At 39.1% G+C, this 14,593-nt stretch carries 9 protein-coding genes; 4 read left to right on the forward strand and 5 right to left on the reverse strand.

Features of this window, described 5'->3' with window-relative positions; genetic code table 11:
- Positions 1-121 precede the first annotated feature (121 nt).
- Positions 122-3,754 (reverse strand): response regulator, encoded by a 3,633-nt coding sequence (locus tag LQZ07_RS14330; protein WP_152784598.1) that lies wholly within the window; start codon positions 3,752-3,754, stop codon positions 122-124.
- A gap of 858 nt (positions 3,755-4,612) precedes the next feature.
- Between LQZ07_RS14330 and LQZ07_RS14335 the strand changes: the two genes are divergently transcribed.
- Complete coding sequence (locus LQZ07_RS14335; protein WP_152784596.1) at positions 4,613-6,781, forward strand: response regulator; 2,169 nt, start codon at positions 4,613-4,615, stop codon at positions 6,779-6,781.
- A gap of 368 nt (positions 6,782-7,149) precedes the next feature.
- Here LQZ07_RS14335 and LQZ07_RS14340 read toward each other — a convergent pair whose 3' ends face one another.
- Both LQZ07_RS14340 and LQZ07_RS14345 read right to left on the reverse strand, forming a co-directional pair.
- Positions 7,150-9,894, reverse strand: a complete 2,745-nt coding sequence (locus tag LQZ07_RS14340) for a glycosyl hydrolase family 18 protein (protein WP_227981560.1) — start codon at positions 9,892-9,894, stop codon at positions 7,150-7,152.
- A gap of 99 nt (positions 9,895-9,993) precedes the next feature.
- Positions 9,994-10,581 (reverse strand): hypothetical protein, encoded by a 588-nt coding sequence (locus LQZ07_RS14345; protein WP_152784594.1) that lies wholly within the window; start codon positions 10,579-10,581, stop codon positions 9,994-9,996.
- A gap of 411 nt (positions 10,582-10,992) precedes the next feature.
- Between LQZ07_RS14345 and LQZ07_RS14350 the strand changes: the two genes are divergently transcribed.
- The 3 genes from LQZ07_RS14350 to LQZ07_RS14360 all read left to right on the forward strand — a co-directional run bounded on the left by LQZ07_RS14350 (position 10,993) and on the right by LQZ07_RS14360 (position 12,699).
- Positions 10,993-11,364, forward strand: a complete 372-nt coding sequence (locus LQZ07_RS14350; RefSeq protein ID WP_152784592.1) for an Hpt domain-containing protein — start codon at positions 10,993-10,995, stop codon at positions 11,362-11,364.
- Positions 11,365-12,055: 691 nt separating this feature from the next.
- On the forward strand, positions 12,056-12,202 hold the full coding sequence (locus LQZ07_RS14355) for a hypothetical protein (RefSeq protein ID WP_194164188.1): 147 nt from the start codon (positions 12,056-12,058) through the stop codon (positions 12,200-12,202).
- Between the two features lie 227 nt (positions 12,203-12,429).
- The gene (locus LQZ07_RS14360) at positions 12,430-12,699 is read left to right on the forward strand and encodes a hypothetical protein (RefSeq protein ID WP_152784590.1); all 270 of its coding nucleotides are present in this window, start codon (positions 12,430-12,432) and stop codon (positions 12,697-12,699) included.
- Between the two features lie 2 nt (positions 12,700-12,701).
- On the opposite strand, the gene LQZ07_RS14365 is transcribed toward LQZ07_RS14360, so the two are convergent.
- Positions 12,702-13,586 carry a hypothetical protein gene (locus LQZ07_RS14365; protein ID WP_152784589.1) on the reverse strand — a complete coding sequence of 295 codons (885 nt, stop codon included), beginning with the start codon at positions 13,584-13,586 and terminating at the stop codon, positions 12,702-12,704.
- A gap of 2 nt (positions 13,587-13,588) precedes the next feature.
- Complete coding sequence (locus LQZ07_RS14370; protein WP_152784587.1) at positions 13,589-14,590, reverse strand: hypothetical protein; 1,002 nt, start codon at positions 14,588-14,590, stop codon at positions 13,589-13,591.
- Positions 14,591-14,593 lie beyond the last annotated feature (3 nt).

Consider the following 14,593-nt stretch of genomic DNA (forward strand, 5'->3'; position numbering starts at 1 on the left):
TCGTAGATTTTTCAGCTCACAAGGTTATGGTAGAGGGTTTATTGTAAGGCCTTACGGTTAGCAAGCAACAAAGGCATTAAGAATGGTACTTAAAAAGAACCAGCGCAGTGTACTGCCGGAACTAATTTAGCAAATTTCCCTTTATTCCTTTTGCCAAAAGTAGAGCTTGCTCAAAATCATACTCAAGCAAGCATCTTTGAATATCCTGTAACAGAGGGTGTTCATCGTCAGGCAGTTTCGAAAATAGCTCCTGACATACAATTACAGCTTCTATATCTGCGCTTTCCATTAAATCTATTAGCAAATTTAAGTTAACCGATTGATATTTAGGACTTAAGTCAGACTCAACAGCATCTCGCTCCTGCAGCAGCTTAGAAAAATGAACTTGTAAACCTGGTATCTCTGCAAGCACTTTAGACAACTCGTTGAGTGTGCGTGTTAAAGTGTCATTAATCTGTTCGGCTAAGTTAAGCTCACAAGCCTTCTCTAAAGCAGCACTTTGATGAAACAACAAGCTTGCGCCAATCGTTCCTGCGACGCCTTTAAGGCTATGCGCTATACGCTGCTGTTCTTGAATACTCCCTGCTTCCAAAAAGTCTTGCTCAAACCCCCAAAAGCTGCGCTCAAACCGCGTTAATATTTTACTATACAAAGCTGTGCTGTTGTTACATGTGGCAATACCTTCTTTTATTTTCAGAACTTTAGTTTCTACCGGGCTTATTTTTGATGGTGCCGTTTGGCGATGCTGCACTTTTGCTTTGCTATTCTTAGGCTTTATCCACTTAGCCATCGTTTTAAACATTTTTTCCACATTGAGCGGTTTGCCAATCAAGTCGTTCATACCGCACGCTAGGGCTTTTTCTTTATCTTGAGTGGTCACGTTAGCGGTCATAGCAAGAATTGGAAGTTGAGCATATTTAGGGTTCGACCTAATTTTCATGGTTGCTTCATAGCCATCCATGTCAGGCATTTGACCGTCCATCAAAATACCGTCGAACTCATGTAATTCTAGCATTGCGATTGCTTGAAGACCGTTTTCAACTACAACCAACTCAATGCCTTGTTCGCCAAGTAGCTCAATAGCCAACTCTTGATTAATATCATTATCTTCTGCCAACAACAGTTTGGCACCGCTTAACGGTTTGGCGACCTGGTCAATAACGCTTGTGTCCACAAACGACAAACGCTCTGTTTGATTAGATATACTAAAGACTTTAAGTATCGACACATACAAACTTGAGGGTGTTAATGGTTTACGTAATACATCGCTCACTTCAAGTTGAGCTTCACTATAAACCAAATGAAGATTCTCATTGCCAGTCATAGATGTAATCACTATTTTCGGTGGCCGGGTATCAGCCAGAAAAGCTGATAATCTGCTTATCCGCTCTTTAGAGTATGACTCTTCGCCCCACGATACAAACAGCAAATCAATATTATTCTGTTTAATCAACTGAAAAGCAGAATTGCTATCACTGCAGGTTAATACCCTGAAGTTCATTGAACTCAGCATATTAGTCATTGCAATTTGGGAAGAAGGGTTATCATCTATAACCATCAGGGTTATGTCCTTTAACATATCTGGGACACTAAGCTGGTCATTACTATCCTCAATTTCTACGGGCAAACAAAAGCTAAACTCAGTTCCTTGTTGGTAAGCGCTTTCGACGTATATGCGACCTCCCATCATCTCAACTAGGCTTTTACTAATAACCAACCCTAGCCCTGTACCACCAAATTTGCGAGTAGTGGAACTGTCAGCTTGAACAAACGCAGAGAACAAACCGTCTAATTGAACTTCGGTCATGCCAATACCGCTATCTTTGACCGAAAATAACAACTCAGTAGATTCGGAGTCGGCATCCCGCAGCTTTATAGAAATGGTAACCTCACCGGAACATGTAAATTTAATTGCGTTACTAACTAAATTAAGCAGCACTTGCTTTATCCGAAGAGGATCGCCAATTAACCCCTTAGGAATAGCCGCGCTCATATCAATAACTAACTCTAATCCCTTTTCATTTGCCTTCGGCGACATAATGTCGCTCACATCCTTTATGACTAGCTCTAAATCAAAGCTAATGTTCTCAAGTTCCAGCTTTCGAGCTTCGATTTTAGAGAAATCGAGAATGTCATTAATGATGCCTAGTAACGCTTCTGCAGCACGATGAATGTTGTTCACGTAACCATATTGACTTTTATTTAGCTTCGACTTTAAGGCCAAGTGACTCATACCGATAATGGCATTCATAGGGGTGCGTATCTCATGGCTCATATTCGCCAAAAAAGTTGATTTAGCTTGATTAGCTTGCTCAGATTTATCTTTAGCAATGCTCAATTCGGTAGCAAGGTTTTCAATAGCCGATTGAGACTTGCGTATAAAGACTGCCAACAAACCAATTGCAACAGCGAATACCACACCTAACAGCAGAAGCAAGCGTGATAAGCCACGGGCACTTTGCATATCGTTGAAACGTAACTCTCTCGTATCTTGTAGTAGGCTATCTGCTTTTTGTGCAGCCTCAATCATATCGCTAGATACCTCAAACACACCTAAGCTTACACGCTCGACTGCTTTAAAGTTTTCTAGATAATTAGACACCTCAGGCACAAAACTAGCGAAGGCTAAAATTTCGTCATCTTCAATGAGTGATAACTGCAACTTCTTCGCCCGGCTTAATAAGCTATCAAGATCAGAAATAACCGAACGGGCGTAAACCTTTTTTGCTTCTAAGGTATTGGATAAAGCTAAGTCTCGGTCCGATTGCCTTGCATTGGTGAGGCGGTTCAACAAACTGTCGATATCTTTACTAATTTTCAACCGCTCGCTCATTAACTCTTGGGTAGACTCTATTTGCCTTCGTTTTTTTACCAGTACTTCTTGCTCGCTATCACGCAAGGCAAAAGCGGCGTTAATAAGATTACTAGAACGTAGATCTAAGGTGCTAACAATTGTCTTACGTTGCTCTAACGATCCTGCTTTTACAATTCTCTCAAGTTTACCTAGTTCATCTAGATAGATCTTTGTGGCTTGCGACATGTCGCCCAATAGTTGCTTACTATTTTCATTTTCAATGCTGGCTTTTAGTAACTCTGTAATATTAGCGATTTTGTTAACCGCATTACGGGCGTTAATCAACTCTTGGGGGTTTTGGTTAAGTAAATAGCTTTTTTCATGCACTTTAGCAATTTCGGCAGGAATGATGATGTTGTAAGTTTTGTTTGCGTTATTGATCACTCTCGTCACTTCCGCACGCAGTTGTTTAATTTTCTTACTATAAAAGTCAATATACTTTTCTTGTAAATGCTGGAGAGATAAAGCACTTGATGAGGCTTGCACAGCTGCAATAACCATTTGTTCACGCGCTGCCAACCTTTCTTTAATTAAGTCTACATATTGAGTGAAGCCATAACGGTAATCGTCTATTGCTTTGGGTAGCTTACTTAAATTTCCCTGATTATTTACATCAGTACCATTTTCCACAAAACTGATAGCTAACTCGGATGCTTCTTTAACTTTACCTAGACCTTCTTCGGCAGCTACAAAATCATGATCCCTAGTGAAAATAAGCTCTTTTAAGCGCGCTTGCTCTAGCTTACTAACTAATTCACCAGCGGAAACATATCGTTCTACGGCAAAAAAGAGCTGAGCTATACTAAAAGCACCGACCACAATAACAATAAAAAGTAAGCTAATTCCCCCTGCAAACCCCCAAAAAATAGGCTTACTTTGTTTAATTCCTTTTATTGACATAAACTGATATCCCTTTAGTTAGTGTTCAACGAGGCCTGCTTTATGAAGCTTTATCTACACTTTGTCTGAGGAGGCTAAAAAAATATCCACATTGATTTCTTGCACTGAAAAGCTATATAACAAAATGGTTAGAAGGTTTTCACGCAAGAGTCCAGCCACTTTTAAAAACACATACCGAAGCCTTGCTACAACTTATCCTTTAAATACATAACCGACTACGTATACGCAGCAGCTCAATAGCTTGCTTGAGGCAATGTTCGTTAGTTATTTCGAAATATCAACGCACCATAGCAACCTGCTTAACCAAACTTCTATTTGTTCGGGTTATTAATCTTCACACAAAAACACAATGATTGGATTCTCAATGTATTGTCAGCTTCATTGCCATTTGAGCTCTCTGTTTTCGTGTCATAACCATCGCTTACTCTAACACCAATAGACCTAATTGGTTTACCACGCCACACCGCCAATTTCCATGACAAAGATCAAGAAAGGCACAACAAAACAGCACAACCAAGAACTGCGATTCAAAGCATTCCCCTTGAGCAACTCCGCTAGTCAATACACTTAATCTCTAACCTAACAGGGTCACAACATTGACATCTCAAAGTCAGTTAGTCAAATAGCTCTAATTCTTAGCTCACCAATCAAAAATAGTTCTTCATCTACACAAAAAATATATAATTCTAATTACATAATGCTTGCAAGACATTAAGAAGATTATTCCTGTTTCCGTAAATCCTAGATACCTGGGTTAACGAGAATTCGTACGCTTTAAGCTTGCCAATAAAATTTTAATTATCGACGGTTTAGTTTACGATACCCCTTAGACTCAAGGTTTTGGTGTGAGGTTTATAAATGAAAAAAGTACCCATTTACAGTTTTTTGGTTTGTTGCATGGCTGTTTGTGTTCTTTTTTTATTGGCTGTGGCCTACTCGTACACTTTGCTAAGTAACGCTAAAAAGGAAGAAGATTCTGCAAAAATCGCTTACAGCGCTTTAGATAGAAAACTAGATGAAATAATGAGGAGAAGGTTAGAGCAAAACAAAATAGTTTTAAATCACATTGCTGACCATAGCAACATTGATATTGCAGCTTATAATCTACACGGTGTTTTAATCGACAAATTAATTAAAGAATTCACAGATAGTCAAAAACTTGGCCAGCTTGGACTCGAGGAAGGCTCAAACGCGCAGTTGTTGTTGGAGCTGCAAAGGAATATTGCTCAACACATAACTAACGATGGTTTGAATTCCCCCTTAAGCAAGCAAACTCAAGACTACATTAGAGACAAAGCGCAACAGTTTTTTGAAGTAAGTGTTAATATCAAAATATCAATCGGGCTCGCTAATCAAAATACAACTAAGGCTTTATCCAAAAGGTATGACTCTTTATTTCAATTCGTTGCATTTCTTAGCATTATGGTCATGGCCCTTTTCATAATAGCATTCTTCTTTTTCATTAAAAGTATTAGCGTCCCGTTAACATATATTGTTTCTTGCATGAAGGGATTAAAACATACAGACAAAACCCACCCTTTGATCGCCGAAATCGCTGTACTTAAAAACACCTACAACTCATTATTGGAGAACAATAAAAAACTTGAGCTCGAGTTAATTGCGCGCGCTGAAGAGGCAGAAAAATTAACGGATAAAGCAGCTAATGCAAACAAAGCCAAAGGTTTTTTTATTGCAATAGTTTGCCATGAACTAAGAAACTGCCTAAACGTTGTAAGCGGAACCATCCCCTTGCTGGGTAGTAAGTGTGACCAAGATTTAATAAATGACCTTAACTTAGCTAGCAACATGATGATGTCGATAGTTAACGATGTTTTAGATTACTCAAAAATATCAGAGCGGAAATTAGCTGTAGTCTTTAATCGGGTTGACATGGCGGACCTTTGTGAAGCGTTAATCAATAAAAGCAAAGGATACATGGGAAGCAGTGAGAACGTGAGGTATTTATTTTTAATAAAAGGCAGTGTTCCAACTAGTTTATACACTGATAAATATCGTTTGTTACAGATTATAAACAACGTTGTTTCCAACTCATTCAAGTTTACAGTTAATGGGTTCGTAAAGGTTCGGGTGAAAACTGCAGGTGCGTATATTCAATGGACTATTGCAGATACCGGCCGAGGAATGAGCAATGAGTCAATCCATACGGTTTTTCAGCCGTATGAGCAAGTAGTACAAATGGATTCTAAAATTGGTTCCGGACTTGGTATGGCTATCGTAGTCGAACTGGTGAGGTCGTTAAAGGGTACAGTAAAAATAAAAAGCAGCTTAGGCCGTGGAACAGTGGTCAGGTTGAGGTTTATTAACCAAGAACCTCAAAAATACTCGTTCACCTTGACGGAAACAATTCGAATAATTTGTGAGAATAGAGATATTTATAGTGAGGTAAAAGAGCAGTTGATAAATAGTCAGCGCTTATTTCACCCATCGTTAAATATTCAAGAAGAAAGTTGTGGCCTTGTTTTAAAAGTATATCCGGGGCAATTTGCTGGGCAAGAGTATCGAACACTAATGTTAGTGTCACCAAACAATAGTGGTGAAGAAAAAGCTGTCTGGCCTATGAACCCTATCGTATTTTTGCGAACGCTAGTTCAACCTCGCCCCACCTTAATAAGCAAAAGAAAGACAGAACCTCAACCTACCTTGAGCTCTAAAGCGAAAAGAAAAATACTAATTGCTGAAGATATTGACTTAAATAGACGCTTACTAGAAAGAGGGTTTAAGCAATCTGCTTTACATGTGACCTTTGCTTGTGATGGGATAGAGGCAATAGAATTAGCTAAAAATACGTATTTTGACTGCATTTTAATGGATGTTAACATGCCGCACCTAAACGGACTTGAGGCCACAAAAATAATTAGAAGCTTAGACGGATACGAAAAAGTTCCTATCTATGCTTTGACTGGTAATGCGACGAACGATGACATCAACAAGGCTCTAGATGCTGGAATGGACAAGGTGTTAATTAAACCAATTAAACCATCAGAATTACTACGACTATTAGTATAAATTGAGTAGTCTATTTATCTAATAACAACCTAAAACATCTCTTTAATTGACTAAACTTGGAGTGTGGCGTCAATATATACGAACAAACTCAAAGTTGGAATCTAGATTTGAGCGCTAGCCTGAATGGGTTTAGTCCAGGCAATACAACAAGGGCATAAGAATGACACACGAAATCAAGCAGGCCATTTAGTTTTCCTACCAATCACTCAGGCTAAAGTCCATTATCCAGATTAAGTCAAAGGGATAACCAGGAGTACCGATAATTGAAGATGAATTGATAAAAACAATCTAAATCATTGAGTATTACATCACAAATGCAAAAGAAAAAGCACGCTCAAACAAGCGCGCTTTATTAAGACCATTAGTAATCAATTACAAATTGCTTCACCAACTAAAACCCAAACATCTGATGATTCACTTGGCTCAGCGCCTTGAGTCCACCATTTCGCTTCCCAGCGTTTACCGTTGTGGTCCACTTCATCTCCACCGTTATAAATTGCAGCTGCGGCCCACGGCAACTCAATGTTAGATTCAAGTTTCCACATTTCAGCAGTTGGAGTAGGCTCGTCGTTTTGAGTCCACCAATTAGCCGTGTAAACTAAACCGTTGTAGCTCACAGTTTCTCCTGCTGTATAGATAGCGGCTGCATCCCACAGTGGATGCTTATCGGCGTTGTCATCCCTATCTTCACACTCTTCTGGGATTAAGCGCTCAGCAACTTCAACTATTTTAGTGTCTGTAGAACTAACACCAAACACATCAGTAGCTGTCAATGTTACAGTATAAAAGCCAGCGGAATCAGCACGAAATGATGCTTCGTGGCCGCGAACATCATCAACTGCAACATTTTCTCCATTAACGGTTACCTGCCAGTTCAAACTTAGTTCATCTGGGAGTTCGTCTGTTGATATAGACATCAATTCAACAATATCACCAGATACGATTTCACCAGAAGACTGAACATTGAACTTAGCATCAGGGGCTTTATTCATATCAGCGTTACCGATAACTTTACTTGTTGCAGACATTGCATCACTATTACCAAATTGATTTGTAACCTCAATGTCAGCCAAAACATCGTACTCAGGCCTATTTGGAAGTGCATTTGCATCAACGATAACCGTAGCTCGGTCTGTGCCAGAAGCTAAATCTAAATCGCTAGGAAAAATGGTCCAAGAGTAAGATAGATTATTATCGAGCTCGTCAGACGCGTGAACAGTGAACGCAAACTCTTCACCAGAACCTATCTTGTAAGTATCTCTGTGAACAACATCAACTATTTCGGGAATAGTTTCGTTCACTTTTAATATGTACTCCATTGTGTCTGATGACGAGCTATTATCCGCAAATGTAACTTCAACTTTAAAGATCGCAACAACATGGTCAACTACAGCTTCGTGATCTACAGCAAAAAATGAACTTAGTCCCTTATCTGTGATAACAATGCTATTGCCGATACTCGATTCCTCTAATGTCCAAATTACACTTTTAACAACAACGTCCTCTGAACCGTTGAGCTCCGCTGATAATTCGTAGATGCCACCTTCAGCATACTTAGCTTCTGTGTCGCTTACAGAAACTGATGGGACATTCGTGCCATCAAATAGGTTAGTTAACTCTTTACACTCCGCGTCAGAAGTAATATTAACTCCACAGCTATAGATCAAGTTTTCCATTTCAAATACTTGTTCTTTAACCTCATAACCTAAACCTTCACGAGCAGCGTTAAGCATTAGACCTTCATCATGGTCAACCATCCAATTGAAAATACCACCTAAATTGTGCTTATTAACATACTGAGCTTTCGCAAATACAGAGCGAGGTGTATCAATTGATACAAATAACTGATTAGTTTCGTTGTATACAAAGTCAGCATTAGAAACAGCATCGGTATAAAGATCGAAGCCATTTTTGCCTTTCATCTTTTCAGATGAACCAATTGTTACAAAGTTTTCAAAAAAATCGTTTACAGTAGTAACCGCAGCCTCAAAAGTACCAGCTGTATCAGAGACTGAGCGAAAATCACCCTGCAGTGGACTAGCTTGCACGCTACCTTCTACAATGGCATTACGAGAATAGTTCGCGTAACCAAGTTGAATATTTTTAGAAGGAACGCCAAGGTCATTGATCATGTACTGGATAGCTTTATCAGCAGACCACTTAGAATCATCAGACGAATATAGATTTGTGTGATGGTTTAAAGTGGTATCCCATTGCCCAAAAAAGTCGTAGGTCATCAAGTGGATATTGTCAACACCCGCATCAACTAAATCTTTTAGTTTGGCAGCATCTATCTTATCGTGTGGGGCTCCGGAAGCGATAGCAATAGCAACATCTTCACGTCCAATCTTGTCTAGTTCGGCACGAAGCTCCGAGATGAAGTCTCGATAATTACTAGCATCGTTAACAGGATCGAACACGTTCTCAGGAGCACCTTGGATACCAGGGTATTCCCAGTCGATATCTAATTGACCTATAAAAGGATAAGCTCGAACGAAATCAACCAAGCTATTTAGAAATATAGTTCGGTTTTCTGGCTTAACAGCGTCTGATGCTATGTTTGATAAAGACCAACCAAAGATACTGATACCAATACGAGTACCTTTATCTTCATGCAGCTTCTTCATTACACCTAGTAAACCGTTCGGGTTTGGAGATTTCCAAGTTAAGTCAGGTTGCCATGACATGTCCATGTTTGGGAATTGCTTTTCTATATCCGCATATGTGTCAGTAGTGCTGAGTTCAAATTTTTCAAGACCGAATTGAGCACAGCTATTGATAAGTCCCTGGACACCACCAATAACCGAAGGATCACCAATTTCAGTACCGCACAAGCCGAAAAAAGACAAAATAACAGTGTCATATTTTGATAGCTCGTCTAAATCGGGGACATAGCCTTGTTGATAATGAGTCCAGTTTGATAAGTACCCTGTAACTCCGGGCAACTCATTGTTAGGTTTATATGCATTGGAGTAAAGTTTTGTTTTAGCGTGATCAACCTTAACGTTAGAAAGCCCAGTAGCAGGCATAGAATGAACTCCAGTTGAAATAAAAAAAGCACTAGCAATCATAAATAATTGAGGCGTTCCAATGTTATCAAAACGAATTAACATTTTTCAGTTTTCCTTTTTGTTATAGTAAATATTACTGTCATTACACACTTAATCATAGAACATTAATTAAAGTTACAAACACTGAGATTAACAGTTAAATTAGAGCCTATCCTCCTTATCCACATTTAAATATGAAAGTATGTCATTTATTGCTTTAATCGTTTCTTGCCTTGTAAAGTAAGCACTGGGTGTATCTAAAAATCGTTCACGGTCATGATAGGCAAACGGAATAGTTAACAAACGCCCGTCAAGGTCAATGGATACCCTAATAATTTTACCCCAGTGCCTTTCGTCATACTTTATATTGGTAACGCTAATACCAACCACAGCAGTATCATTTATAAACAACTCTTCACAGGGGGGAACGGATTTGGTCCCAGTCATAGAAGGGAGGTCATATTTACCTACCCCTTCAGAACTCCGTGGATACGTGATAGTAAATATTGAAGTTTCGTTTGCGTAATGAAATTCGCTGATAACATATTCTAAAGGAGAGTTTCCAATACGAACGACGCTTCCGACGACGACCGCAATCGGCTCAAAATCTATTATTAGATTGTTAACTTCAAACTCTTGGCAACTTTCACCAACACCATTGTAATTTACATTCTCACTTTTAAAGAGAATGCTATCAAAATCAGATAAAGATAAAGATAACAAAAAAATAGCAAGAAACACGCCAGCCATAATGTCTAAAACTCCCTTTTTATTTAATCTTGATAATTACATCATCCCCCAACCCCCCCCCCCAAGTGTATCCAAGGCGTATCTCAAGGAATGGTTAAATATTTAGTTACTCGCAACTAAAAAACACACTTATCCTTCAAGAAGCACAACTTTAAGGAACGCAAAAATATTAGGATTAATATGAGGTGATAAGTGATAAGTGATAAGTGATAAGTGATAAGTGATAAGTGATAAGTGATAAGTGATAAAGTTTACGAAATTAAAATCCAAGTACAACTTTTACCGGGAAGATGACTGCGTCAAAGTTCTATTTTTTAATAAAAAATGTTCAAAATACATCCATTTTCATTTAAAGTAACATCGTATATAAAGAGGCTTTAGTTATAAGAAAAACTCCTAGCAGGTTAAATAATGCATAGACTTATTGATGAGCAACAAAGTTTTTGGGTGGAACTTTGCGAGTGCGACTATGATTTCGCTATAGAAATCAGGCAAGCCTATAGTACTAATGCAAAAAAACAATTGGCTGACTTAAAGTCGCTAGAGGAAAACATCGCAAGTGACAAACTTTATGAAGCACAGGCCGACTCACTACATAAGTTAGCGGGTAGTATTAAACTGATGGGATTTGTGACTGCTGGCCAACACCTTGGAGCCATCGAGAGTGAATTAAAACTACTCCGACTACCCTTAACTCCTCACTCGGTCTCACTTGTGGAATCCCAACTATCAATTGTACAAGGACTTATAGACTCCGCAATATGCGCCAGAGAGTCCAAATAACTTAACACTTGAAACTAATTTGAAAAGTAATTACAGAAGCTCACCTGCCCCCCTCTTTCTAAAATCTGAAGTTCAATGTGAATTTGGTTCCGAAGGTAACTTAGGGGAATGACAGCGCTAAAGCACGCCACTCATCGCTTTTTAATAACACAATAGTGCATTGCTGCCCCCTAGAATGCATCACCTCTTTTAACTGTCAAATAGCCCTTATTTCCGGAACATAGCCTAGAGATAAGGAAAACTCGTTGCAAGAAAGCCTGATACAAATAAACCAACCGTTGTTAACTAGATCCCGTCGAAAAAGTCAAGATTAGATACATCTTTGTATATATATGAAGGAATTTGATGAACAGAGAGTTCTGCGATCACTTTGAGTGACTAGCTCAGTCATCGCTTAATTCCATTTAGGATAAAACTTTGGAACTAGCGAGCGAGCCCTGGAGTGTCCGTTTGTAATCTAGTTAAACCGTTTCATATGAATAGACAGCGAAAAAACTAAATAATGATTATTTATGTTGCCATAAGTACTTCTAAAACAAATTGTACTTAGTTATAAAGAGCCACTCAGGAAAAAGTTAGTAATCAAACACACCTATGGGTTACTTTTCTAACTGAATGATACCTTAAGGATGCATTTTTTCTGAGCTTGAAGGTATATTATCTTCTTATATAAATCAAAGGATTTTTACCGATGACAGCTAATGAAAAAAATTTAGAGGAAAAAACCGTTAGGGAAGATAGTTGCCCACTAACTCGCGAAGAAATTGATTACATACTTGATATTTACTTCTGTAAACTTCCGGGGAATACGAGCAGTAAATCAACAGGAACACAATAAAATTCGAGCAAAGTATTTTCCTTCCCGATAGCGCACTTCCCACCTTGACTTACCCTGCCCTAAGCTAATATAAGAGGGCAAGACAGCTGAGCCCCCCCTAAAAAAACAGAACCGAATCAACTATCGGCAAACTATCAAATTTCAACAAAAAGACTTAAACAAAAACTTGCAAAAACAACAGTCGTAGGCAACGCTAAATAGTAACAAGGACGTATCACAGGTGAAATATGACTGTACAGAACAAGATAATAACGCTACTACCATTAATATTTTTAGTGTTCCAATCAGCTGCACATGGTAAACCAGCCACAAGCACATTCAAATGGAAAGGAAAAATACCAATAAGCACTACACAGCTAACCTACTTAAAGCTCAAAGATGCAAATACTAAATTATTGAGTGGTAAAGCCTCGTTCGAGGAAAAAAGCGGACTACAATTAAAAGGTATAGCAGGCCCTAACGGCAAATTTTACATTCTAATGCAACCAAAAGTATAAAGTTAGTTGATGATAGGAAGAATCAATACTTCATCAGCATAAATCAAATTAAGATCTCGTGAGCCTTCAACCAACATTGGGTTAAAATGGATAATTGCATCCAGACTTAGACAGTATTCTCGAGCAATATGGGATAATGTAGCCCCCTTGTTAACGAAAAATGCTTGGGTTTCCAGCTCGTCAAGCCCTTCTGTTCGAATATTAGAACAATGAGAATAATCATCGAAGCAACGGCCAGAAATAATATTAGTGAGCCTTCGAGGGGCCTGCAGCATAGCTTGCGTTGCAGGAGTTGTATTGCTGCATTGCTCTGTGTCTTGAACTGCTATTTTCGATTGAGCACTTTCTTCAGGATCCAAATAATCATCATCAATCCCCCCTCCTGCATCACTATTGACCGGTATTGAGTTCGAACTGTATACTTCAGGACCACCACTTAACCTATATTGTAGCCCCAAATTAAAACCATATAGATCCCCCTGTTGACCACTAATAGGTTTTTTATACCACCTATATCCAAAATCAAAAGACCAATTATCAGACAACTGATATAACGCTCCCAAACCAGCAAAAAGTCGTTCACCAGCATGACGATACCCTACATCACTATATAAATAATAGTTATCATCTAAAAAAAGTCTCGGTCGAATATACAGTTCAGGTGAAATATTAATATCTCGATTTAAGGCTAAACCACTGACGCCAAAGCCTAAATATAAGCTATCATCCAAAGACAACATAGCTGCTCCCGCTCCGTTAGCCCCAAATTCTCGGTCTGTTTTCCCTATATATCCACCTACTGATCCTCGAACATACCAAGAGTCATTAGATACCTCCCCAAAACAATTGCTGCTCAAGATAAAGAATAAAACTAAAATTTTCTTCATGGTCATAGCTCAGGTTCAAATATCAATACAAAGTAATCGCTATATTCACCTATCTCCAATTCAGAATGGGTGGTATCATAAGAAGCGTGAACTTTAAAGGAAACTAAATCCGTATCTGAGCCGCGAACAACGGTTGAATACTTGGAAACCCTCCCATCCTTTACCAGCTCATTATCAACGCAACCCACACAATAAATACTATAAGGCAGAGGCACGCGACTGGGCCCAAGTAGTTCATAATTTCTATCTCTTGCATGATTCAAAGAAACTCTCACCCCCTCTGTAAACCAGCCCTTAGCTTTGACATCGTACTCCGTTGCCCCCCATACTCTATCTGCATGAAAGTCATAATTGGCTTCGATAATTCCGAGCCCATCGATGGAAACACTAGAAATGAAAGATGGAACATAATTAAATACAAATGATACCGAACTTGTTAAGTCTCGTTTTGAAGTAACACCACCAACATCAAAAAGATATGAAAAGGTAAAGCTTGCAGTTCCACGGTAAACACCTTCAGGTTTTCCGTCAAAAGCCTTTAGTACATTGCTATTAGCCACATCAATGATAGGTCTAAAAAATGCGAATGGCGTTACTGAACGCTCTGTATTTAACTGATAGCTAGTAAAGCACGCCCTGCCTTTAGCTATTGCCACTGGGCTAGAATAATTGCCTTCACACGCCCCCCCCGGAGAAGGCGCTGCAATACTGCCAGCCCCTCCTACATGGTACTCAACTCCCACAAAATCAACAGGCACATCAACCGAACTTGAACCGCTAGAGACGGTCACATAACTTGGTAATGCGCCTACAAAAGCACCGGGGGTCCAACTTGTCGTTGGAGCCAAGTTGCTAGTAGGCTGCCAAAAAGAAGGCACCAAGCCATTTCCAGACTCTAATGCCGTTCTCCATTGCAAATTACCTCCATAGATGTCTGCCTCCAGTGAAAATGCAAATACAAAGGGACTAAACAACCACAAAATAGAACCAACACATTTTTTCATCGA

Source organism: Agarivorans sp. B2Z047, assembly GCF_023373605.1.
GTDB lineage: Bacteria > Pseudomonadota > Gammaproteobacteria > Enterobacterales > Celerinatantimonadaceae > Agarivorans > Agarivorans albus.